The organism is Azospirillum sp. UENF 312511 (assembly GCF_058780635.1).
The window spans coordinates 2465811-2487804 of the sequence record NZ_JBSNCG010000003.1; the positions used below are offsets into that span (position 1 = coordinate 2465811).

The 21994-nt window shown below is 69.6% G+C and carries 20 protein-coding genes and 1 pseudogene; 15 read left to right on the top strand and 6 right to left on the bottom strand.

Annotated features, from left to right (window positions below):
• Nucleotides 1–4: 4 nt before the first annotated feature.
• Nucleotides 5–544 (top strand): hypothetical protein, encoded by a 540-nt coding sequence (locus tag ACWPN7_RS23100; protein WP_038526974.1) that lies wholly within the window; start codon nt 5–7, stop codon nt 542–544.
• Nucleotides 541–1323: an endonuclease III domain-containing protein gene (locus tag ACWPN7_RS23105; protein ID WP_459196446.1), complete on the top strand. Its 783-nt coding sequence runs from the start codon at nt 541–543 to the stop codon at nt 1321–1323. Before ACWPN7_RS23100 ends, ACWPN7_RS23105 begins: the two co-directional genes overlap by 4 nt.
• Before the next feature lie 127 nt (nt 1324–1450).
• On the opposite strand, the gene ACWPN7_RS23110 is transcribed toward ACWPN7_RS23105, so the two are convergent.
• Nucleotides 1451–1714 (bottom strand): hypothetical protein, encoded by a 264-nt coding sequence (locus ACWPN7_RS23110; RefSeq protein WP_038526977.1) that lies wholly within the window; start codon nt 1712–1714, stop codon nt 1451–1453.
• A gap of 192 nt (nt 1715–1906) precedes the next feature.
• On the opposite strand from ACWPN7_RS23110, the gene ACWPN7_RS23115 reads away from it, so the two are divergent.
• The gene (locus tag ACWPN7_RS23115; protein ID WP_451992410.1) at nt 1907–4558 is read left to right on the top strand and encodes a glycosyltransferase; all 2652 of its coding nucleotides are present in this window, start codon (nt 1907–1909) and stop codon (nt 4556–4558) included.
• 72 nt (nt 4559–4630) lie between these two features.
• On the opposite strand, the gene ACWPN7_RS23120 is transcribed toward ACWPN7_RS23115, so the two are convergent.
• The 4 genes from ACWPN7_RS23120 to ACWPN7_RS23135 all read right to left on the bottom strand — a co-directional run bounded on the left by ACWPN7_RS23120 (nt 4631) and on the right by ACWPN7_RS23135 (nt 8864).
• Nucleotides 4631–5443 (bottom strand): hypothetical protein, encoded by an 813-nt coding sequence (locus ACWPN7_RS23120; protein ID WP_149648521.1) that lies wholly within the window; start codon nt 5441–5443, stop codon nt 4631–4633.
• Between the two features lie 87 nt (nt 5444–5530).
• A complete protein-coding gene (locus ACWPN7_RS23125) occupies nt 5531–5881 on the bottom strand; it encodes a hypothetical protein (protein WP_459196447.1) in 351 nt (116 codons plus the stop codon).
• 71 nt (nt 5882–5952) lie between these two features.
• Nucleotides 5953–6402 carry a hypothetical protein gene (locus ACWPN7_RS23130; protein ID WP_038526988.1) on the bottom strand — a complete coding sequence of 150 codons (450 nt, stop codon included), beginning with the start codon at nt 6400–6402 and terminating at the stop codon, nt 5953–5955.
• 230 nt (nt 6403–6632) lie between these two features.
• Nucleotides 6633–8864, bottom strand: a complete 2232-nt coding sequence (locus tag ACWPN7_RS23135; RefSeq protein WP_459196448.1) for a DNA topoisomerase — start codon at nt 8862–8864, stop codon at nt 6633–6635.
• 45 nt (nt 8865–8909) lie between these two features.
• Between ACWPN7_RS23135 and ACWPN7_RS23140 the strand changes: the two genes are divergently transcribed.
• The 8 genes from ACWPN7_RS23140 to ACWPN7_RS23175 all read left to right on the top strand — a co-directional run bounded on the left by ACWPN7_RS23140 (nt 8910) and on the right by ACWPN7_RS23175 (nt 18571).
• Nucleotides 8910–9695: a trypsin-like serine peptidase gene (locus ACWPN7_RS23140; RefSeq protein WP_456521552.1), complete on the top strand. Its 786-nt coding sequence runs from the start codon at nt 8910–8912 to the stop codon at nt 9693–9695.
• 112 nt (nt 9696–9807) lie between these two features.
• Nucleotides 9808–10155, top strand: a complete 348-nt coding sequence (locus tag ACWPN7_RS23145) for a RidA family protein (protein WP_014240903.1) — start codon at nt 9808–9810, stop codon at nt 10153–10155.
• Nucleotides 10156–10384: 229 nt separating this feature from the next.
• Entirely contained in the window at nt 10385–12526 is a 2142-nt protein-coding gene (gene fusA, locus ACWPN7_RS23150; protein WP_038526994.1) for an elongation factor G, read from the top strand.
• A 172-nt stretch (nt 12527–12698) separates the two neighbouring features.
• A complete protein-coding gene (locus tag ACWPN7_RS23155; protein WP_137114796.1) occupies nt 12699–13271 on the top strand; it encodes a tetratricopeptide repeat protein in 573 nt (190 codons plus the stop codon).
• A 122-nt stretch (nt 13272–13393) separates the two neighbouring features.
• Nucleotides 13394–14974: a DegQ family serine endoprotease gene (locus ACWPN7_RS23160; RefSeq protein ID WP_492273454.1), complete on the top strand. Its 1581-nt coding sequence runs from the start codon at nt 13394–13396 to the stop codon at nt 14972–14974.
• A 178-nt stretch (nt 14975–15152) separates the two neighbouring features.
• Nucleotides 15153–15830 carry a winged helix-turn-helix domain-containing protein gene (locus ACWPN7_RS23165; RefSeq protein WP_035674886.1) on the top strand — a complete coding sequence of 226 codons (678 nt, stop codon included), beginning with the start codon at nt 15153–15155 and terminating at the stop codon, nt 15828–15830.
• Nucleotides 15831–15849: 19 nt separating this feature from the next.
• Nucleotides 15850–17247, top strand: coding sequence for a sensor histidine kinase (locus ACWPN7_RS23170; RefSeq protein WP_459196450.1), 1398 nt, complete (start codon nt 15850–15852; stop codon nt 17245–17247).
• 241 nt (nt 17248–17488) lie between these two features.
• The gene (locus tag ACWPN7_RS23175) at nt 17489–18571 is read left to right on the top strand and encodes an AI-2E family transporter (protein ID WP_492273455.1); all 1083 of its coding nucleotides are present in this window, start codon (nt 17489–17491) and stop codon (nt 18569–18571) included.
• 16 nt (nt 18572–18587) lie between these two features.
• Here the strand turns inward: ACWPN7_RS23175 and ACWPN7_RS23180 are convergent, their stop codons facing one another.
• Nucleotides 18588–20129: an MDR family MFS transporter gene (locus tag ACWPN7_RS23180; RefSeq protein WP_038527004.1), complete on the bottom strand. Its 1542-nt coding sequence runs from the start codon at nt 20127–20129 to the stop codon at nt 18588–18590.
• Between the two features lie 128 nt (nt 20130–20257).
• Between ACWPN7_RS23180 and ACWPN7_RS23185 the strand changes: the two are divergent.
• From ACWPN7_RS23185 to ACWPN7_RS23200, 4 genes and pseudogenes are all read left to right on the top strand, one after another.
• A pseudogene (locus tag ACWPN7_RS23185) lies at nt 20258–20434 on the top strand (ATP-binding cassette domain-containing protein); the annotation flags it as partial.
• Nucleotides 20435–20510: 76 nt separating this feature from the next.
• On the top strand, nt 20511–20849 hold the full coding sequence (locus ACWPN7_RS23190) for an ATP-binding cassette domain-containing protein (RefSeq protein WP_492273456.1): 339 nt from the start codon (nt 20511–20513) through the stop codon (nt 20847–20849).
• 4 nt (nt 20850–20853) lie between these two features.
• Nucleotides 20854–21651 (top strand): ABC transporter permease, encoded by a 798-nt coding sequence (locus tag ACWPN7_RS23195; RefSeq protein ID WP_149648529.1) that lies wholly within the window; start codon nt 20854–20856, stop codon nt 21649–21651.
• A 75-nt stretch (nt 21652–21726) separates the two neighbouring features.
• Entirely contained in the window at nt 21727–21939 is a 213-nt protein-coding gene (locus ACWPN7_RS23200) for a hypothetical protein (protein WP_103039994.1), read from the top strand.
• Nucleotides 21940–21994: the final 55 nt, after the last annotated feature.

The following is a 21994-nucleotide window of genomic DNA, read 5'->3' on the forward strand; positions in this document are numbered from 1 at the left end:
GGCCATGGCATCGACGAAGCGGGACACCGCACCCGATCCGGAACGGCTCATCGGCGCGTGGCGCGACGCCGCCGCGGACGCCCGCCGTTGGCGTGACGATCCGGACCGCGTGGCCGCCCTGAAGGCGGCGCGCACCCGGCTGCATCAGCCGCCACCACCGCCGCCGCGCCCGCCCCAGCGGGTGCTGGCCGACGAGTTGCACGCCGCCCGCGCCGCCTGGGAGGAGGGGCAGGGGCTGGATGGCTCCGCCCGTGCCCTGGCCTACGCCAACCTGAAGCGCTGGGAGCCCGGCCTCTTCGGCTACAGCGAGACGCAGCGGTCCACCGCCGGCAAGATCGCCGCGTCGGAAGCCGCGGAGTCGCGGCGCGACGAGCAGGAGCGGGCGGAGGCCCAGGCCCTGATCCGGGCCTTCCGGCGGGTCCAGGACCGTGCCCGCAGCACCGCCCGCGCCGTGCAGGCCGACCCCCGCGCCCGCGCCATGGCGGCGGACGAGGGGCTGATGCTGCCGGAGGGCGGCCGGTCGGGCGGTGTGACGGCCCCGTGAAGCGCCGTCTCAAGGCCAACGGCGATCAGGCGTCTTTCGCCTTGTTGCCCGCGGCTTTGCCCGACGAGAAGCTGCTGGAGATCCACCGCCGGCTCTGCCTGATCTTCGGCTGCCCGATCGCCTATTTCCGCGCGCTCGACCCGCTGAGCGAACTGGTGTCCTCGCTGCTGTCGCACCGCACGCGCAACGTGGCCTCCGGCGCGGCCTTCCGCGCTTTGCGGGCACGCTGGGGGGAGGATTGGGCCGCTGTGCGCGACGCGGACCCGGCGGAGGTCGAGACGGTCATCGCCGGGGTGACGTGGCCGGAGCAGAAGGCGCCGCGCATCCAGGCGATCCTGCGGCGGATCACCGAGTTGCGCGGCGAGCTTTCCCTGGATTTCCTGGCGGAAATGACGGTGCCGGAGGCGCGGGCCTGGCTGCAGGCGCTTCCCGGCGTCGGCCCGAAGACCAGCGCCGCGGTGATGAGCTTCAGCAGCCTGCGTCGCCCCGCCTTGCCGGTGGACAGCCACCATCACCGCGTCGCGGTGCGGACCGGGCTGATTCCATCCAGCGTGGCGGTCGGCCCGTCGCACACCATCCTGGAGGCGCGGCTTCCCCCGGACTGGACGGCCCAGGAGATCTATGATCATCACGAGGTGATGATGCTGCACGGGCAGCGGGTCTGCTTTTACCGCAACCCGGCCTGCGAGCGGTGCGTTCTGCTGGAGCTGTGTCCGGAGGGGCAGAAACGGACGGCGGGTGGGGCGTCGGCTGAGCAAAAGTCGGTCGAAGGAAAATAGGCGACCTCTGCCCCCTCCCTAACCCTCCCCCTCTGCGAGGTGGAGGGGACTGCCGCCGCGTCGTGGAAGGCACCCTCTCCCGCAGAGCGGGGGAGGGTCGGGGAGGGGGCCAAAGATTCCAGTAGGTTCAATTCACCAGCGGCGGGCGGCGCATGCCCGGCAGGGGGGAGGGGTTGCTGCGCTGTGGCCGTTCGCCACCGGAAGCGGCCTGCTCGGCGGCGTCGAGCATGGCTTCGGCCTGCTTCTGCACGGCGGCGGCGCGGGCCTGGTCCATGGGGTCGCTGCTTTCCTTCCGAACATAGCCGGCGGCCTGTTCGGCGAGGTCGAGGGTTTCGACCACCTCGTCCATCGTTTCCTCCAGCGCGGTCACATCGACCTTTTTGCCGGTCATTTCGTCGTCTCCGGTCGTTGCGGTTGGTGATGCCAACAGGAGCGGGACGGCGGCCGTTCCCGATTTGGTAATCCGGGCGGCCACCCGTAAAAAAATCGACGCGGGCGCGGGAATAGTTTTTTGCAGCGCACGTTCGTCTGTGTGTCCGGTGGCGCCCGCCACCCATCCTACCCAGGCTTGCGAAATCCCCACATGAGCAACCCGAAGCGTTCGATCCGGTCTGCGGCCTTGGCCGCGGCGATGCTCGCCGTGACTGCCGGCCACGCGTCCTTCTGGTCCTGGCGCAACGCGCCCACTCCTGTGGACGCCGTGCCGGGTCGCATCGAATCCGTCTCCTACTCCCCGTCGGGCCGCAGCTACGACCCGAACCACCAGCCGGTGGTCGATGCGGTGGAGCTGGACCGCGACATGACCGCCATCGCCGGCTTCGCCGACGGTGTGCGCACCTATTCCACGCTGGGCTCCCAGGGCGACGTGCCGGCCATCGCCGCCAAGCATGGCCTGGACGTCACGCTGGGCGTCTGGCTGAGCGACGACAAGGCCCGCAACGAGCGCGAGGTCGCCCGCGCCATCGTGCTGTCCCGCACCGTGCGCGGCATCGAGCGCGTGGTGGTCGGCAACGAGACGCTGCTGCGCGCCGAGCTGACCGACGCGGAGCTGGCCTCCTACATCCGCCGCGTCCGCGCCGGCGTGCCGAAGCACATCAAGGTCGGCACCGCCGACGTGTGGTCGGAGATCGTCAAGGCCAAGGAGACCATCGCGGCGTCCGACTACATGGGCGTCCACGTCCTGCCCTACTGGGAAGGCGTTCCGGTGGACAAGGCGCTGACCTGGATCCGCGACCGGCTGGACACCGTGCGCAAGGCGCATCCGGGCAAGCCGCTGTTCGTGGGCGAGGTGGGCTGGCCGTCGGGCGGCGAGAACTTCCACGACGCCTACCCAACGCCGCAGGCCCAGGCCTTCGTCGTCCGCAACTTCGCCGCCGAGGCGGGGATGCTCGGCATCGACTACAACGTGGTCGAGGCGTTCGACGGCGTGTGGAAGTCCAGCATCGAAGGCTCGCCGGGTCCGACCTGGGGCGTGCTCGACGCCGACCGCGCGCCGAAATGGCCGCTGGCCGGCGACGTCCCGGCCCCGTGGGGCGACCGTGCCGGCGCCGCCGTGGCGCTGGCCCTCGGCCTCGCTTTGTCGGCCTTCGCCGCCTTCCGCCGCCGCACCAACATGACCTACGCGCTGGCCGCCTCGGTGGGCGCCAACATCGTCGGCTTCGGCGTCGGCTCGGCCGTCGCCGGCGCCTACGCCGAATACTTCACCTTCGGTGCGGCGACCACCTGGGGCTCCGCCTTCCTGCTGGGCGCCCTGATGATGTCGGTGGCCTTCGCCGACCTGACCGAAGTGGCCCGCCGCCTGTTCACCGGCCGCGCCCCGGCCCTGCTGCCGCGGGTTCCCGCGGTGCCGGAGCACAAGCCGATGGTGTCCGTGCACATCGCCGCCTGCCGCGAGCAGCCGGACGTGCTGGCCGCCACGCTGACCTCGCTGGCCCGCGTCGATTATCCGGACTACGAGGTCGTCGTCCTCATCAACAACACCGAGGACGAGGCGCTGGTCCGCCCGGTCGAGGAGCTGTGCGCCGAGCTGGGTCCGAAGTTCAAGTTCCACTGGTACAAGAAGATCACCGGTTTCAAGGCTGGCGCGCTGAACGCCGCGCTGCGCCACACCGACCCGCGCGCCGAGATCGTCGCCGTGCTCGACGCCGACTACACGGTGGAGCCGGATTGGCTGAACAAGCTGGCCCCGACCTTCGCCGACCCGCGCGTCGGCATCGTCCAGGCCCCGCAGGAGCACCGCGACGGCCATGAGACGCCGCTGAAGGCCGCCATGACCGCCGAGTACCGCCCCTTCTTCGACGTCGGCATGCAGGAGGGTCTGACCTCCCAGGCCTTCGTCTGCCACGGCACGATGATCATGCTGCGCCGCTCCGCCATGGAACAGGTCGGCGGCTGGTCGGAAGAGGGCATCTGCGAGGACACCGAGCTGGGCATCCGCATCCTGTCGGCCGGCTACCGCGCCGCCTACACGGACGAGCGGCTGGGCCAGGGCCTCGCCCCCGACAACTTCATGCAGTTCCGCAAGCAGCGCGACCGCTGGGTCTTCGGCTCCACGCAGATCCTGCGCGCCCACTGGCGCAAGTTCCTGCCCGGCGCCACGGAGCTGACGCTCAGCCAGAAGATCGGCTACCTGACCAACTGGGCGCGCTGGTGGTCCGACGCGGTGGGCGTGCTGGCCGCCGGTGCGGCGGTCACCTGGACCTTCGCCTCGCTGGTCCTGCCGCTGCACCTGCCGCCGGTCCAGGCCACCGCCGCGGTGCTGGGCGCCCTGGTCCTGCGTGCCGGGTCGAGTCTGCTGGCCTCGCGCTACGCCTCCGGCAACTCGTGGAAGGAGAGCTTCGGGGCCTGCGCCGTCGGCATGGCGCTGTCCACCACGGTGGCGCTCGCCGCTCTGCGCGGCGTGGTCCGCAAGCGCGACGCCTTCCGCGTCACCGCCAAGGGCGGCAAGCGGACCCAGGGCGCCTTCTGCGCCAAGCCGGAAGCTTGGCTGTCGGGCGCGCTGCTGGTCTCCGCGGTGACCGCGTGGTTCGCCAACCCGCTGGGCACCCTGTCGCTGGAGCTGTGGGCGATCCTGCTGACCGCGATGGCCGTGCCCAACCTGATGGCCGTGGGCCTCGCGATCGGCGACATGCTGCCCGCCGGCACCCCGCGCCCGGCGCCGCTGCCCGCCCCGCAGGGCGTGGTCCAGCCCGCCGCCACCCCGGCCAAGGCCGCCAACGAGCCGGTCGCCGCGTAACCGCGCAGCTCTGAACGGAGAAATCCCCCTTGCCGCCGGCAAGGGGGCTTTTCCATGCCTTGGGGGGAGGGCTCAGCGCTTGCCCTTCTTTCCCTGGATGCTGGTGATCTGCTGGGAGGCAAAGTTCCCTTGGCCCATGGCGGCGTTGAAGGCGGTGCCGACGTTGTTGAACTGGATGCCGCCGCTGGCCAGCGCCGCGGGCAGATGCGGCAGCGGGCCGAAGTTGCTCATCACCGGGTCGAAGAAGCCCTCGGGCGGTGGGCCGCCGTTGCCGGTGGTCACGCCCGGCTGGGGCTTCGGTGCCGGAGCCTTGGCCTGCACCGGAGCGGGCGCTTGACCGACGGGGGCCGGCGCGGCCGCTTGCTCCGCGACACCGCCACCAGCGACACCACCGCCGGCCGACCCGTCCGCGCCCTGGACGATGAACTGTTCCGTCACGTTGCTGTCGCCGAAGGACAGGGCCAGCGAGCTGTCGAAGTTGTTCACGATGAAGGGCGCGTCGATGAAGGTGAAGTTCGGCACGATGGGCTCCGGCGGCGGCTGGCGGCTGGCGGCCAGCGCCTGACCCTTGTTAAAGCCGCCCAGGAAGCCGGCGTCGCCGCGGATCTTGGCGATGGCCTGCTGGTGGGTGGCCTGCCGGCTGACGTTGGGATTGGTCACCGTCGCCCCCGGAGGCGCGCCGCGCCGGGCGGCGTTGACGAAGACGGGCTGGCGCGGCAGCAGCGGCGGCATCCCCATGCCCATGCCCATCGACATGCCGACCGCCGCGCCCAGCTGCGGGTTGACGGAAAAGCCGCCGGCATCCTGGGCGGCGGCTTTTCCGCCCAGCAGTGCCAGGGCGGCGAGGCCGGACAGCAGCGGCGCGAAGCGGCGGATGCGGATCATGGCGGGGCTCCTCTGTTCGGCGGTGTGCGCTGATCCTAGGGCGGCCGACCGGGGAGCCGCTGTGAGGCGGACCACAGCTGGGGCGCTTTACGCCTCTTCCTCAAAAGGGAAGTTTTTGCCGAAGGGGTGATCGGGCATCGGGGCGGCCTGCGGGGGTATCGGCGGCATCGGCATCGGCTTGAGGTCCGGCTGCGACGGGCCGCGACGGCAGGCGGTGTGGCCGTTGACGGTCTCGCAGGTCAGCGCGCCCGGCCCGGTCACGCAGGTCGTCCGGTCGTTGACCGTCTGGCACGACAGCGAGCCCGAGCCGCGGCTGCACACCGTCTTCCCGTTGACCGTCTGGCAGGCGAGGTTTTCGGCGGCGGCGATCTGCGGGGTTCCGGCCAGGGCCAGGATGGCGGCGAGCGCACCGAAGACCGGCAGGGCGAAGCGGAGCATGACGGCAGTCCTCCAGTGAGGAATCCGAAAGGGGCGCCGCCTTGCGGATCGGCGGCGCCGGATGGGGTCGATTACTGGGCCTTAAGACCGAACAGATTTTGTCCGGCGGCGTTGCCGATGCCAGCGGCGACGTTGGTCGTCACCCCGACGTTGGTGTCGAGCAGGCCGCCCTTGCCGAAGCCGAAGGTGACGCCGGTGACGTTCTGCTTGGCCTTGTTGCCGATGCCGGCGGCGACGTTGGTGGCGACGCCGACGTTGGTGTTCACCAGCGACCCGCCGGTGCCCTGCTGCATGGTGAAGACGTTCTGCTTGGCCTTGTTGCCGATCCCCGCCGCGAGGTTCGTCGCGACGCCGACGTTGGTGCTGGACAGGGAGGGCGCCGCGGCGAAGGGGCTGCCGAAGCCCGGCTGCATCATCATCGGGTTGACCGGCATGCCGCCGGTCTTGAGATCGTTGGCGAAGGCGTGGGGGGCGGCGAGCAGCGTGGCGGCAGCGGCGGCGATCAGGGTCAGGCGGCGCATGGGCTGGGTCTCCTCCGGGGTGTGGGGCCGTGTGTGGCTCGATGTCCGTGGAGGAGAGGGTAGGCGGATGCCGCCGCCGCCGCTGTGGCATGGGCCACAGTCGGAGGGTGATTTGGAGATGCTTGGAATGTTTTGCCCCCTCCCTAACCCTCCCCCGCTGTCGCAGGGGAGGGGACAAACCTCCCTCTCCCGCGAAGCGGGGGAGGGCCGGGGAGGGGGCAAGCCGACGCTCAGCGCGCGTGCTGGTCCAGGAACTGGCGGCAGGAATCGAAGTCCTGGAGCACCGTGTTCGGCAATTCGACGCCCTTGCGGTCGGCGAGGCTGCGGGCGAAGGCGACCATCTTGTCGGTCGGGGCCTTGCGTCGCGCCCCGCTCGGCGGTGCGGCGGGGGCCGGCGGGGCAGCGTCGGCCACCGGGCTCATCGAGTCGGGGACCTCCGGCGCGGCCTTCGCCTTGCGGCTGCGCCGGGGCGTCTTCGGCGCTTCGCCGTCCACGCCGACGGCGGCGACCGCCACCTTGCGCGTGCGTGGCCGCGGCGTCGTTCCAGCGGCGCGCGGGCTCGTGGAGCGACGGCGCCCGGCGCCCCGTCCGGCGCGGATCGGGCCGCCGCGCACGCCGAGGTCCACCGCTGGCCCTTGGTTGCCGACCAGCACGCCGATCAGCCGCCCGGCCTCGTCGGCGATGCCGTCGATGACGCTGCGGAAATCGGCGCGTCCGACGACCACTTCGTCCAGCCGCATCTCCCACAGGGCGGTGGTGCCGGGATCGACCAGCGTGGGGGCGGCGCCGCGCAGAGTCTCGAACAGTTGCAGCCCGGCGGGGGTGGGCACCAGCCACTTGCCGTCGGCGCCCAGCAGGCTCTGCCGCCGCAGGCCCTTGATGATCTCGGCACGGGTGGCCGGGGTACCAATGCCCTTGGCCTCCTTCAGCCGGTCGCGGAGCGCCGGGTCCTCGACGAAGCGCCAAGCGTTCTGCATGGCGTCGACCAGCGTGCCCTCGTTGTAGCGCGGTGGCGCCTGGGTCCGCTTGGCTTCCACACGGGGGTCGGACAGGCGGGCGGGCTCGCCGTCGGCCAGCGGAGGCAGGGTCTGCTCCTCCTCCTTCTCGTCGGGCTTGCCGTCCGTCTCGGCGGAGCCGAAGGCCGTCTTCCAGCCGAGCTTCAAGGGGATGCGGCCGACCGCCCGGAAAACCACCGGCTTGCCCTCGACCGGCACGTTCATCAGGACGGTGGTCTGCCGGTACTCGTAGTCGGGCATGACGGCGGCGAGGTAGGAGCGGCAGATCAGCGCGTAGAGCCGCTTCTCGTCGTCGGTCAGGCGGTTCAGCCGGCTTTCCAGATCGTCGAGCACGTTGACGTTGGGCACGATGGCGTGGTGCGACACGCCCTCCAGCGCCTTGTCGCAGAAATGGCCGGACTTGCCGCGGCGGATCACCGGGCGGGACAGGTCGAGATGGGCGAAGCCGCGCAGCCGGGTCAGTGCCCCGGCGATCGCCGGAACGTCGGCGATCTGGTTCTCCGACAGATACCGTGCCTCGGCGCGCGGGTAGGTGATGAGCTTCTTGCCCTCGCCGTCGTAAAGCTCCTGAGCGACCTCCAGCGTGCGGTCGGCGGTCCAGCCCCAGCGCTGGCCGCAGGTCTTCTGCAGCGCAGGCAGGTCGTAGAGCTTCGGCGGGGCCTGCCGCCGGTCCTCCACCGTCACCGACAGCGGGCCGCCATGGCCGTCGGCGGCGCGGGCAATGGCCTCGGCGCGGGCGCGGTCCTTGATGCGGTCCTTCGGCGGCGGAGCGTGGCGCATCAGGAAGGAGCCGCCCGCGGCGGTGGCCGTCGCCACGACCTCGAAATAATCCTCCGGCTTGAAGTTGCGGATTTCCAGCTCGCGCAGGCAGACGATGGACAGGGTCGGCGTCTTCACCCGCCCGATGCCGATCACCCCGCGCGTCCCCGGTGCCAGCAGCGTCTTGGTCGCCGTGCGGGTCAGGGAGAGATTGAAGATCTGGTCGGCCTGCTGGCGGGCCACCGCCGCCTCGTAGAGAGGGCGAAGCTCGTTGTTCGGCTTCAGCTTGGCGAAGGCGTCGCGGATCGTCTTGGGGTCCTGGGCGGTGAACAGGGCGCGCTGCACCCGCCCGCGGAAGCCCAGATGCTCCAGAATCTCCTGCCCGATCAACTGCCCTTCGCGGTCGCAGTCGGTGGCGAGGATGACCTGGTCGCAGCCCTTCAGCGCCGCCTTGATGGCCGCCAGCTTCGCCGTTTTGTTACCGCCGTTGTCCGGCCGGGTCGGGTAGAGTCCGTCGGGCTTCAGCAGGGTGGGCGACCAGCGCTTCCAGTCCGGATTGACCTCGTCCGGCTCGGCAAGCCGCAGCAGATGCCCCTCGGCCGGCAGGATGCGCCCGTAGCGATCCCCCAGCGCGGCGCGCAGGTCCTTTGCCTGACTGGATTTTTCCGTGATGATGAGCGTGGCCATGACCGCCATGGTAAGACGAACATGAAAACGTATCAAGAACGCTTGATGGCCATTCTGAGCGGATTCCTGGTCGCGGCGCCGCTTTTCGTGGCCGCGCTGCCGGCAGCGGCGCAGAACCCACTACTGCCGGGGATCGGCGCGAAGGACCGGCGGGTGGTGGTGGACGCGACGCACGCGCCGTGGAACAGCCTCGTCAAGGTGCAGAGCAATCTCGGCGCCCGCTGCACCGGCGTGCTGGTGGCGCCGCGCCGGGTGGTCACCGCCGCCCATTGCCTGCTCAACCGGGCGCAGCGCTTCCTGCCGGCCTCCTCGCTGCACGTCCTGTTCGGCTATGAGCGCGGGGAGTACCGGCAGCACCGCGCCGTCGCCGCTCTGGAGACCGGCGGTCCCTACGACAAGGAGCGGCGTCTCGACGGGCTGGTCGGTGACTGGGCGGTGCTGACGCTGGACGGCGACGCGCCGGAGGGGATGCCGCCGCTGCCGCTCGCCCGAGTCCCGCCGGACGCCGGCACGCCGCTGATGCTGGGCGGCTACAGCCAGGACCGGGCGCACCTCGTCACCGCCGACACCGCCTGCGCGGCGCGCGGCATCAACGACACCGACCGCGGGCCGCTGCTGGTCCATGATTGCGACGGCACGCGCGGGGTGAGCGGTGCGGCGCTGCTGGTGCGCACGCCCAGCGTGGATGGGGGCGCGGGCGGGGCGGGGGAGGGCTGGGCGGTGGCCGGCATCGCGGTGGCCGCGGTCAGCGGCCCCAATCCCCGCAACATCGCCGTGCCGAGCGCCGCTTTCGTGGCCGCCGTGGAGGGAAATACGCCTTCTTTGCGGTGATGCACGGGCGCGGGGCAGCTTTGAGCGGTGGCGCCTCATTTTTTGCTAGGCCGTTGGACGTGAATCGCATAGACGTACGCGCGTTCAAGACCCCGTAACCGGAGCCGTACCGATGTCGATCCAGCGCTTCCATTCCGGACCGCGCATGAGCCAGATGGTCATCCACAAGGACACGGTCTATCTGGCCGGCCAGGTGGCCAACGATCCGACTCCGGACGTGGAGACGCAGACCCGCCAGATCCTGGGCCAGATCGACGCCCTGCTGGCCGAGGGCGGCTCCGACAAGAGCAAGCTGCTGTCCGCCACCATCTATCTGACGGACATGTCCACCTTCGGCGCGATGAACAAGGCGTGGGAAGCCTGGGTCGATACGGCCAACCCGCCCGCCCGCGCCACCGTGGAAGCGAAGCTCGCCGCGCCGGAGTATCTCGTTGAAATTCAGGTGACGGCGGCCAAATAAGCTGCGTGACGGGGCGACCCGGCTCCCTCGGTTGGGGTTTGCCGGCGTGGCCCACCAGACTGTAAGGGCCGCGTGCTTCGAAAAAATCCGGAAGGCTTGACCTTCCGGATTTACAGAACGTTAATCACGCCTTAACAGATCATCCGTAAAACCCCGACCAACCTCTGCCGCCGGAGCGGACGACCGTCGTTGCGCTTCGATAGCTGCGTTACAGTAATGGATTCGCAACATGCCGCGCCAAACGCCTCTTTCTGACATCCGGAACATCGGCATCATCGCCCACGTCGATGCCGGCAAGACGACGACCACCGAGCGCATCCTGTACTACACCGGTCGTAAGCACACGATTATCGACGTGCACGAGACGAAGGACCTGAAGTCCTCGACGACGACCGACTACATGGAGCAGGAGCAGAAGCGCGGCATCACGATTCAGTCGGCTGCCGTCTCGACCTTCTGGCGCGGTAAGAAGATCAACGTCATCGACACCCCGGGCCACGTGGACTTCACCATCGAGGTGAACCGCTCGCTTCGCGTGCTCGACGGCGCGGTCGTCGTGTTCGACGGCGTGGCCGGCGTGGAGCCGCAGTCCGAGACCAACTGGCGCCTCGCGGACAACTACAACGTCCCGCGCATCTGCTACGTCAACAAGATGGATCGTTCGGGTGCGAACTTCCAGCGTTGCGTCGGCATGATCAAGAGCCGCCTGAACGCCCGCCCGGTCTGCATCCAGGTTCCGCTGGGCTCGGAAGACAACTTCCGCGGCATGGTCGACCTGATCGAGATGAAGGCGTACGTCTGGTTCTCGGACGACAAGGACGCCAAGTGGGAAATCTGGGACATCACTGACGATCTGGCGAGCAAGCTCAACCTGACCGTCAAGGAAGACCTGGACAACATCGCCAGCATCCCGGCCCTGCGCGCCGAGCTGGTCGACACCGCGCTCGAGATGGACGACGCGGCGATGGAAGCCTACCTGGAGTCGGGTGAGGAGCCGTCGGCCGACGTGCTGCGCACCTGCCTGCGCAAGGGCACCATCACCAGCACCTTCACCCCGGTTCTCTGCGGTTCGTCCTACAAGAACAAGGGCGTCTGCCAGGTTCTGGACGCGGTCGTCGACCTGCTGCCGGCCCCGACCGACGTCGAGGCCATCAAGACGGTGGACGAGGACGGCAACCCGAACGGCGAGCGTCTCAGCTCCGACGACGCGCCCTTCGCGGCGCTGGCCTTCAAGGTGCTGAACGACACCTACGGCTCGCTGACCTTCGTGCGCGTCTACTCGGGCGTGCTGACCAAGGGCATGTCGGTCCTGAACACCACCCGCGGCAAGCGCGAGAAGATCGGCCGCATGGTCGAGATGTTCGCCGCCCAGGCCAACCCGATCGAGGAAGCCCGCGCCGGCGACATCATCGCGCTCGTCTCCCTGCAGGAGACGGACACCGGTGACACGCTCTGCGACGCCGCCCACCCGGTGATCCTGGAGCGCATGCGCTTCCCCGACCCCGTCATCAGCGTCTCGGTCGAGCCGAAGACCAAGGGCGAGCAGGAGAAGTTCTCCATCGCGCTCGGCAAGATGGTCCGCGCGGACCCGTCGCTGCGTCTGGAGACCGACCGTGAAACCGGTCAGACCATCCTGCGCGGCATGGGCGAGCTGCACCTGGAAGTGACGCTGGACCGTCTGCGCACGGAGTTCGGCGTGGAAGGCAACATGGGCAAGCCCCAGGTCGCCTACCGCGAGACGATCACCAAGCCGGTCGAGTACACTTACACCCACAAGAAGCAGACCGGCGGTTCGGGCCAGTTCGCCGAAGTCAAGATCGTCTTCGAGCCGCTGGAGCGTGGCGAGGGCTTCGTGTTCAAGGACGAGACGGTCGGTGGCACGGTGCCGCGCGAATACGTCCCGTCGGTCGCCAAGGGCTTGGAAATGCAGAAGGAAGAGGGCGTGCTCGCCTCCTATCCGACTGTGGACTTCCGCGCCCGCTTGGTGGACGGCAAGTACCACGACGTCGACTCGAACGCCCTGACGTTCGAAATCGCCGCCAAGGCCTGCTTCCGTGAAGCCCTCAAGCAGGCCGGCCCGATCCTGCTCGAGCCGGTCATGAAGGTCGAGGTCGTCACCCCGGACGATTACCTGGGCGACGTCATCGGCGACGTGAACCGCCGCCGCGGCACGGTGCTGGGCCAGCTCGAGCGTGGCAGCAACATCGCCGTCGAGGCCCACGTGCCGCTGAACGAGATGTTCGGCTACATCGGCCAGCTCCGTGGCATGACCTCGGGCCGCGCGTCCTACTCGATGGAGTTCAGCCACTACGAGCCGGTGCCGCGCAACGTCACCGACGAGATCGTGGCGGGCCGCAGCAAGGCCGCCTGATAACGGGCTGCTGCTTTCAGGGGAAGGGGCCGGCGAAGCGATTCGCCGGCCCTTTTTCTTTGTCCGGCGGGAACTTTGCCGGGACCACCCCGGCGGGATGAGGGATTCTTCTTGCGGCGATACCGCTTTCGGGTCAGTGTTGCTGGCAAGTGACGCATCCCAATTTTTGGGAATGACCCAGCGAATCTTCTTGCCCGTGGCCTTCCTGGCCCTTCTGCTCCTCGGCGCTTCCAGCCCCGGTTCGCGGGCTTGGGCAGGGCAGGAGGACACGCGACTCGGCGGCTTGTTCCAGGACCTGCAGACCGCCGGCGACGCGGTCGCGGCGGAGGCGGTCGAGGACCGCATCTGGGACGTCTGGCTGGAGCATCCCAACGACGACCTGATCGTGCTGATGCACCACGGCGTGCAGAGCCTGAACGCCGACCGCTACGGCGAGGCGCTGGCCGCCTTCGATCAGGTGGTCGCTGCCGACCCGACCTACGCCGAGGGCTGGAACAAGCGGGCCAACGCCGAATACATGCTGGGGGATTACGACGCCGCGGTGCGCGACATCCGCCGGGTGCTGGCGCTGGAGCCGCGGCATTTCGGGGCGCTGGCCGGGCTGGGCCTCGTCTACCTCGCCATCGACCAGCCGGCGGGGGCGCTGCGCGCCTTCGACGCCGCCCTGGCCATCAATCCCCACCTCGACCGCGTCCGCCAGCAAGCCGCAACCATCCGCCTGCGCACGGCCGGATCGGCGCTGTAATCGAGACGTGACTTAATATTCCCTCCCTGAAAAACTTTTAATCCGCCTGCAAGCCCCCCGTGACTCGGCGCCCGCTACTTTCAGGGCAACGAACAACGCATGCCAGTCACGGAGAGCAACCGATGTCCACCCCCGCCAACGCCGGACGCGCCCCGCGGTCGGGCCGGGTGCGGCGTACCATCGCCGCCGTCCTCCTCGGCACCACGGTGCTGACCGGTCCGTTCCTGATCGCCAACCAGTCCACCGCCGCGGCCGCCGAAAGCGCCCTGACGCAAAACGCGCTGTCCCAAAACGCACCGGGCAGCTTCGCCGATCTGGCGGCCAGGGTGTCGCCCGCCGTGGTGAACGTCTCCACCACCCAGCAGGCCAAGGCCGAGCGCGGCAACCCGCGCATGCCCGGCTTCCCGCCGGGGTCGCCCTTCGAAGAGTTCTTCCGCCAGTTCCAGGACCAGTTCGGCCAAAACGGCGGCCCCGGCGGCCCCGGCGGCGACGACCAGTCCGAGGGTCCCTCCGAGGGCCAGCCGCGCGGCAAGGTCGGCTCGCTTGGCTCCGGCTTCATCATCGACGCGACCGGCTATGTGGTGACCAACAACCACGTCATCGACGGCGCCGACGAGATCAAGGTCACGCTCCAGGACGGCACGGAGCTGCCCGCCACGCTGGTCGGGCGCGACGCCAAGACCGACATCGCCCTGCTGAAGGTCAAGTCCGACAAGGCGCTGCCCGCGTTGGACTGGGGCGACAGCGACGCCGCCCGCGTCGGCGACTGGGTGATGGCCGTCGGCAACCCCTTCGGGCTGGGCGGCACGGTGACCAAGGGCATCATCTCGGCCCGCGGGCGCGACATCCACAGCGGCCCCTACGACGACTACCTGCAGCTCGACGCCGCCATCAACCGCGGCAACTCGGGCGGCCCGACCTTCACCCTGGACGGCCGGGTGATCGGCATCAACACCGCGATCTATTCGCCCAACGGCGGCTCGGTCGGCATCGGCTTCGCCATCCCGTCGAACATCGCCAAGCAGGTCGTCGCCCAGCTCAAGGAGAACGGCCATGTCGAGCGCGGCTGGCTGGGCGTGAAGATCCAGGAAATCTCGCCGGAGATCGCCGAGTTGGTCGGCCTGTCCCAAACCAAGGGCGCCCTGGTCGCCGAGGTGACTCCGGACAGCCCCGCCGCCAAGGCCGGCGTGCGCCAGGGCGACGTGATCCTGGCCTATGGCGGCAAGCCGGTGAACACGCTGCGCGATCTGACCCGCCGGGTGGCCGACACCAAGGCCGGCGACACGGTGGACATGACCGTGGTCCGCAAGGGCAAGGAAACGACCCTGACCGCCCACATCGCGCCGCTGCCCGCCGAACAGCGCATGGCCGCCGCCGAGGGTGCCGGCCCCGCCGCCGAGAGCGCGGTGGAAACCGTCAACGGGCTGAAGCTGGCCCCGCTGGACGGCGCCACACGCAGCCGCCTCGGCCTGGGCGAGGGCGTCAAGGGTGTGGTCGTCACCTCGGTGTCGCCTCAGGCCGGTGATCTGCCCGTCCGTCCGGGCGACGTGATCGTCAAGGTCGGCGACCACAGCGTGACCTCCCCCGCGGAGGTGACCAAGAGCCTGCACGAGGCCGAGAAGGATGGCCGCAAGGCGGTCCTGCTGCTGGTCAACCGCGGCGGCAACGAGAGTTTCGTCCCGCTGAAGCTCGTCAAGGCGTGACGCAGGGTAACACCGGCGATCCTCCCGTCTCCGGTGTGATGGGGTGGAGGATGTCCGCGGTGCGAACCCCCGCCGCGCGGACGTCCTCCCCCTTCGTGTCGTTTGGCCCTTTCCCCTCCCCGGAGGGGCGGGGGCATTCACCTTTGGACTCGCGGAAGGATGCGGTAGACTCATGCTCATGAAAGTCCTCGTCATCGAAGACGACCAGCAGGCCGCCTCCTATCTGGCCAAGGGGCTGAAGGAGGCCGGGCATGTCGTGGACGCCGCCAACGACGGCAAGGAGGGGCTGTTCCTGGCCGGCTCCGAGCATTACGACGTCATGATCGTCGACCGCATGCTGCCGGGCCGCGACGGGCTGTCGCTGGTCGAGATCCTGCGCGCGACCGGCAACGACACGCCGGTGCTGTTCCTCTCCGCGCTGGGCAGCGTCGACGACCGGGTGAAGGGGCTGAAGGCCGGCGGCGACGACTACCTGACCAAGCCCTTCGCCTTCTCCGAGCTGCTTGCCCGGATCGAGGTGCTGGTGCGCCGCCGCAGCGCCGCCCAGCCGCAGACCCGCCTGGCGGTCGCCGACTTGGAGCTGGACCTGCTGTCGCGCACCGTCCGGCGGGCCGGCAAATCCATCGACCTGCTGCCGCGGGAATTCGCCCTGCTGGAGTATCTGATGCGCAACGCCGGCAGCGTGGTGACCCGCACCATGATGCTGGAGAATGTGTGGGACTATCACTTCGACCCGCAGACCAACGTCATCGACGTGCACATCGCACGCCTGCGGCAGAAGATCGACAAGGATTTCCCCACGCCGCTGATCCACACGGTGCGCGGCGCCGGCTACAGCCTGCGGGCGCCGCAATGAGGATGGCGGGCCGGGAAGCGTGAAGGCGGCGATTCCCACCCTGCGGCTTCTGCGCACGACGCCGTTCCGGCTGGCCCTGCTGTATCTGGGCCTGTTCGTCATCTCGGTCGGGGTGATCCTGGCCGTCGTCTACCGCTCCACCGCGGGCTTCCTGGAGGAGGAGATCGGCGCCACCATCGCGCTGGAGGTCGCCGGGCTTCAGGACCAGTACCGCAGCGCCGGCCTGCGCGGGCTGGTCGATTCCGTGCGTGAGCGCAGCGGCTATTCGCACACCAATTCCATCTACCTGCTGACCACGCCGGGCGGCGTCATCCTGGCCGGCAACCTGTCGGGCTGGCCCGACGCCACGGCGGGACCGGGCGGCTGGACGCATTTCAAGATTTCCGACTATGGCGGGGTGAACAACCGGCCCTCCACCGCGATGGCGGTCAGCTTCGTCCTGCCCGGCCAGTTCCGCCTGCTGGTGGGCCGCGACATGAGCGAGCTGGACCAGCTCCGCGGGCGCATGGTCGTGTCGCTGCGCTGGGTCTTCCTGGTGACGGTGGTGCTGGGGCTGGGCGGCGGCCTGCTGCTGGCGCGCGGCGCCATGCACCGGATCGAGGCGATCAACCGCACCACCCACCGCATCATGGCCGGCGACCTGTCGGGCCGGGTGCCGCGCGGCGGTGGCGGCGACGAGATCGACCGGCTGGCCGGCAACCTGAACGCCATGCTGGACCAGATCGAGCGGCTGATGACCGGCATGCGGCAGGTGACCGAGAGCGTGGCGCACGACCTGCGCACGCCGCTGTCGCGCCTGCGCGCCCGCGTCGAGCTGGCCCTGATCCGCGAGACCGACGACCCGGAGGTCTACCGCGGCGTGCTGCAGGACACGATCCTGGAGGCCGACCGGCTGCTCGCCACCTTCACCGCGCTGCTGTCCATCGCCGAGGCCGAGTCCGGCGCCAACCGCAAGGGACTGGAGCCGGTGCGGCTGGCCGACGTGGTCCGGCTGGCCGCCGACCTCTACGAGCCGGTGGCGGAGGAGAAGGGCCTGACCCTGGTCACCGACATCCGGGCCGAGCCGACCGTGCGCGGGAACGAGCAGCTGTTGGCCCAGGCGGTGTCGAACCTGCTGGACAACGCCATCAAATACACGCCGGAGGGCGGGCGCATCACTCTGCTGCTGGAGGGAGTCGGGCCCGGGCAGGCCGCCCGTGTCACCGTGGCGGACAACGGGCCCGGCATTCCCGCCGACATGCGCGAGAAGGTGCTGGAGCGCTTCGTCCGGCTGGACGCTGCGCGGGCCTCGCCGGGAAACGGGCTGGGCCTCAGCCTCGTGGAGGCGGTGGCGCGGCTGCACGACGCGTCGCTGCGGCTGGAGGACAACGAACCCGGCCTGAAGGTCGGCATCGTCTTCCCGCCGGACGCCGGCTGACGCTCTCCATAACAGACATCCCCACAAGAAAAGAGCCCGCCGTTTCCGGCGGGCTTTTGAGGTGACATCAGCGAGAATGACTCCTTGGCGTCAGACATTATATGGGGCGCCAACCGTCCGCGCGCATTCGGATAAGCGTATTAGCACGAAGGTGCTAGCGGGCTGACGGTGCAACAGTTTCCTGCGGGCGGCGTTTGTCCATCGGACCGGCATGCCGGTGGCAACACGGCGGGAAGAAACGATGGACGCGACCAGACAGGTTCCCCTTCATGCCTCTGCGCAAGCTGGGGAGCCGGCGACCGCCGGGCGGAACACCGCAACCGAACTCAAGCTGTTCACCTGGAAGATGCTGATCGCCGCCGGCGTGGTGGGGACGCTGTTCCTGGCTTGGCAGGTGGCCGACGCGCTGCTGCTGGTCTTCGCCGGCGTGCTTCTGGCGATCCTGTTCCAGCGCATCGCCGGGCTGGTGCGGCGCTTCACCGGACTGCCGCAGGGGTGGTCGCTCGGCGTCGTGCTGCTGCTTCTGGCGGTGCTTCTGATCGGCGGCGGCGTCCTGATGGGCCAGTCGGTGGTGAGCCAGTTCGACCAGCTCTCCCAGCAGATCAGCGGGGCCGTTCAGCAGCTTCCCGGCTCGCTGCGCGACCAGATCATGAAGCAGGGGCAGGACGCCTCCTCCTGGCTGAATCGGCTGCAGACGGTCGCGTCCAGCGTGATGTTCTTTCTGGGCGATCTGGTGGTGGTGATGTTCACGGCCATCTACCTCGCCGCTTCGCCCGGCGTCTACCAGCGCGGCGTCATCCTGCTGGTGCCGCCGCGCGGCCATGAGCGGGCGCGGGAGGTGATGGACGTGATGGGGAACTCGCTGTGGAAGTGGCTGATCGGGCAGCTTTCGGCCATGGCCATCGTCGGCGTGCTGACCACCGTGGGCCTGCTGCTGCTGGGCATTCCGAGCGCTCCGGCTCTGGGCCTGCTGGCGGCGCTCCTGGAATTCGTTCCGCTGATCGGCCCCTTCCTGGCGGCGGTCCCGGCGATCCTCATCGCGTTCGCCCAATCACCGCAGGAGGCGCTGTGGGTGGCGCTGCTCTACTTGGCGATCCAGCAGGTCGAAGGCAACGTCGTCATGCCGCTGATGCAGAAGAAGGTGGTGGACCTGCCCCCGGTCATCACCATCGCGGCCATCGCGGCGGGGGGCGTGCTGTTCGGGCTGATGGGCATGTTCCTGGCGACGCCCTTCGCGGTGGTGATGCTGGTGCTGGTCAACATGCTCTACATCGAGGACAAGCTAGGCGAGGGGCGGCACTTCCCCAGCGAGGACAAGGCGTAGCGCCTGACTCCCACTCTCAGGCGATCTCCGCCCCGGCCTTGGCGGCGTCGGCGGCGGAGCGCAGCGGAAGCTCCTTCAGGAACAGGGTCAGCACGAAGGACACCACGGCCAGCCCGGCGGCCAGCAGGAACAGGGTGGAGAAGCCGTGCTCGAACACCGACTGGGCGGTGGAGCGGGCGGCGGGGGCCAGATTGGCCAGGGCGGACGGGCCGCGTTCCATCACCTCGCGCCCGCTGATGCCGGGCAGGCCGGCGGCGTTCAGCCGGGACTCGACGTCGGCGGCGAAGACCGCGCCGAACACCGCCACCCCGACCGACCCGCCGAGCGAGCGGAAGAAGCCCACCGAGGCCGTGGCCGCACCCAGGTCGCGCCGGTCCACCGCGTTCTGAACGGCGACCGTCATCACCGGCATGACCAGCCCCAGCCCGATGCCCAGCGGCACCAGGATCAGCGTGGACCACAGTCCGCTTTCCGACACCGTCGGCGACAGGCCGAGCGCCAGATACATCACCGCCGCCAGCGCCAGTCCGGCCAGCGGGAAGACCTTGTAGCGGCCGGATTTGGAAATCAGCCGACCGCCGCCCCCGGCGCCCAGCACCATGCCCAGCACCATCGGCAGCAGCAGGAAGCCCGACGTGGTGGCGCTGGTCCCGGCGACGAGTTGCGAGCGCAGCGGCAGATAGACGATGCCGGCGAACAGCACCATGGCCGACACCGCCACCACCGGGTTGGCGACGGCCACAACCGGCTCGCGGAACAGGTGCAGCGGCAGGATCGGCTCATTCACCCGCCGCTCGTGCCACAGGAAGACCCCGAGCATCATGAGGCCCAGGACGCACAGGCCGAGGATCGTCGGGGAGGTCCAGGGCAGGGCGACCCCGGCGCGCGACACCACGAACAGCAGGGAGGTCACCGTGCCCATCAGCAGCGCCGCCCCGAGATAATCGATGGTCGGCTTCGCCCGTCCCGCCGGCAGGCGGTCGAGCGCCCGGCTGGTCATCAGCAGCGCCGCCGCCCCCAGGGGCAGGTTGATGAGGAAGATCCAGTGCCAGCTCAGCCGTTCCGTGAAGATGCCGCCCAGCAGCGGCCCGGCCACGCTGGACAGGGCGAAGATGCCGCCGATGTAGCCCTGGTAGCGCCCGCGCTCCCGCGGGGCCACCACGTCGCCGATGATGGTGAAGGCCAGCGCCATCAGACCGCCGCCGCCCAGCCCCTGGATGCCGCGGAACAGGATGAGCTGACCCATGCTCTGCGCCAGCGCGCACAGCACCGACCCGATCAGGAACAGGAAGATCGCCACCTGGAGCACCCGCTTGCGCCCGTAAAGGTCGCTCAGCTTGCCGTAGATCGGCGTGGTCGAGGTCGAGGCCAGCAGATAGGCGGTGACCACCCAGGGCAGGTTTTCCAGGCTTCCCAGGTCGTGGGCCATGGTCGGCAGGGCCGTCGCGACGATGGTCTGGTCCATCGCCGCCATCAGCATGGCGAGCGCCACCCCGCTGAACACCCGCATGATTTCGCGGTGGGTGAAGACGGCGTGGTCGTTGGAGGCGTCGGTCATGGTCTCGGTTCAGGCCGGAATGAGCGGTGGGGCGTACCATAGCCCCCGAGACGTTCCGCGCAAGGACTCCGCCATGAATGGCTGGTAATCTCCCCTTCCACCTTCCGGAATAGTCGCCGTACCCCGCCATGCTGAGCGTGCGCAACCTGTCCACGACCGTGCTGAAGCCCGCCAGTTTCCAGGTGGAGGCCGGCGAGTGCGTTTCCGTTCAGGGGAAATCCGGATCGGGGAAATCCGTGCTGTTGCGCGCCCTGGCCGATCTCGACCCGTCGACCGGGGAGGTGCGGCTGAACGGTGATCTTCGGGAGGACATGCCCGCGCCGCTCTGGCGCCGCCGGGTGACCTACGTCGCCGCCGAGTTCGGGCTGGTGGGAGGATCGGGTGGGCCCCCACTTCGCCCAGCCGGACCGCGCTGCGGCGCTCGCCATGGCGCTGGGCCTGCCGGGGGAGGTGATGGACTGGCCGGTGGCCCGCCTGTCCACGGGGGAGCGGCAAAGGCTGGCGCTGGTCCGCGCGCTGGTCCAGAGGCCGGAGGTGTTTCTGCTCGACGAGCCGACCGGAGCGCTGGACACCGAGGCGACGGGGCGGGTCGAGGCTTTGCTGCGCGCCGAGCTGGCCCGCGGGGCCGGCGTGCTGATCGTCACCCACGCGCCGGAGCAGGCCGTCCGCCTGGCCCGGCGGCATCTGCACGTCGCGGATGGCGTGGTGACGGAGGGGTAGGGCGATGCTGGTGTCCCTGCATTACACCGACCTCGCCGTGGCTGGGCTGCTCCTGCTGGTCAACGGCGGCCTGTCCATGGCGCTGGATCTGGGTCTGGCGCGGCCGCTGCTGGTGGCGGCGCTGCGGATGGTGGTCCAACTGTCGCTGGTCGGGCTGGTGCTGACCCGGCTGTTCGCCCTGGAATCGCCCTGGCTGACCCTGGGGGCGGCGCTGGTCATGCTGCTGTTCGCCGGCCAGGAGACGATGGCCCGGCAGGAGCGGCGGCTGGCCGGCTGGTGGTCCTACGGCATCGGCACCGGGGCAATGGGGACGGCGGCGGGGATCGTCCTGCTGCTTGGCCTATCCACCGCGGTGCGGCCCGATCCGTGGTGGGACGCGCGCTACGCCATTCCGATGCTGGGCATGGTGCTGGGCAACGCAATGAGCGGGGTGGGGCTGGCCCTCCACACCCTGACCGCGACGGCGGCGCGGGAGCGGTCGGCCATCGAGGCGCAGCTGGCGCTGGGCCACACCCGCTGGACGGCGCTGCGGCCCATCCTGCGCCACGCGCTGCGCACCGCGCTGATGCCGACGATCAACAGCATGGCGGCCATGGGGGTGGTGGCCCTGCCCGGCATGATGACCGGCCAGATCCTCTCCGGCGTCGATCCGGGGGAGGCGGTGAAGTACCAGATCCTCATCATGTTCCTGATCTCCGGCGCGACCGGGCTGGGCGTGCTGGCGGCGTCGCTGGCGACGGTGCGGCGGCTCAGCGACCGGCGGCACCGGCTGCGGCTCGACCGGCTGGTGCGTCGGCGGTGAGCGGAAGGAACCCGGACGGGAGCGCCGCCGTTGAACACCGATTGGTGTTCACCAACGACGGTGGGGGAGCGGGTCATGGCGCACATCGTGGAAATCCGGAACGGCGCGATCATCGGCAACGACGAGCCCGCCGACGAGTATCTGCCCGTCGGAACCCACATCGCCCAGGCCGATGGTTTCTATGTGAGCTTCGGCATGGATGTGGAGGGACCCTACGCCCGCAACGAGGCCGAGGAGCGGTTGAACCACCTGAAGCGCGCCACCCAGGCGGATTTGGAGCGTCCGTAAGGCGGCGGCCTGCCCCCTCCCTAACCCTCCCCCTCTTCGAGGTGGAGGGGACTGC

Bases quoted from the DNA above. Each gene is read 5' to 3' on its own strand.
- ACWPN7_RS23100 (WP_038526974.1), top strand. From the start codon at position 5: ATGGCATCGACGAAGCGGGACACCGCACCCGATCCGGAACGGCTCATC.
- ACWPN7_RS23110 (WP_038526977.1), bottom strand. From the start codon at position 1,714: ATGACCGGCAAAAAGGTCGATGTGACCGCGCTGGAGGAAACGATGGAC.
- ACWPN7_RS23115 (WP_451992410.1), top strand. From the start codon at position 1,907: ATGAGCAACCCGAAGCGTTCGATCCGGTCTGCGGCCTTGGCCGCGGCG.
- ACWPN7_RS23120 (WP_149648521.1), bottom strand. From the start codon at position 5,443: ATGATCCGCATCCGCCGCTTCGCGCCGCTGCTGTCCGGCCTCGCCGCC.
- ACWPN7_RS23125 (WP_459196447.1), bottom strand. From the start codon at position 5,881: ATGCTCCGCTTCGCCCTGCCGGTCTTCGGTGCGCTCGCCGCCATCCTG.
- ACWPN7_RS23130 (WP_038526988.1), bottom strand. From the start codon at position 6,402: ATGCGCCGCCTGACCCTGATCGCCGCCGCTGCCGCCACGCTGCTCGCC.
- ACWPN7_RS23135 (WP_459196448.1), bottom strand. From the start codon at position 8,864: ATGGCCACGCTCATCATCACGGAAAAATCCAGTCAGGCAAAGGACCTG.
- ACWPN7_RS23140 (WP_456521552.1), top strand. From the start codon at position 8,910: ATGGCCATTCTGAGCGGATTCCTGGTCGCGGCGCCGCTTTTCGTGGCC.
- ACWPN7_RS23145 (WP_014240903.1), top strand. From the start codon at position 9,808: ATGTCGATCCAGCGCTTCCATTCCGGACCGCGCATGAGCCAGATGGTC.
- fusA (WP_038526994.1), top strand. From the start codon at position 10,385: ATGCCGCGCCAAACGCCTCTTTCTGACATCCGGAACATCGGCATCATC.
- ACWPN7_RS23155 (WP_137114796.1), top strand. From the start codon at position 12,699: ATGACCCAGCGAATCTTCTTGCCCGTGGCCTTCCTGGCCCTTCTGCTC.
- ACWPN7_RS23160 (WP_492273454.1), top strand. From the start codon at position 13,394: ATGTCCACCCCCGCCAACGCCGGACGCGCCCCGCGGTCGGGCCGGGTG.
- ACWPN7_RS23165 (WP_035674886.1), top strand. From the start codon at position 15,153: ATGAAAGTCCTCGTCATCGAAGACGACCAGCAGGCCGCCTCCTATCTG.
- ACWPN7_RS23175 (WP_492273455.1), top strand. From the start codon at position 17,489: ATGGACGCGACCAGACAGGTTCCCCTTCATGCCTCTGCGCAAGCTGGG.
- ACWPN7_RS23180 (WP_038527004.1), bottom strand. From the start codon at position 20,129: ATGACCGACGCCTCCAACGACCACGCCGTCTTCACCCACCGCGAAATC.
- ACWPN7_RS23195 (WP_149648529.1), top strand. From the start codon at position 20,854: ATGCTGGTGTCCCTGCATTACACCGACCTCGCCGTGGCTGGGCTGCTC.
- ACWPN7_RS23200 (WP_103039994.1), top strand. From the start codon at position 21,727: ATGGCGCACATCGTGGAAATCCGGAACGGCGCGATCATCGGCAACGAC.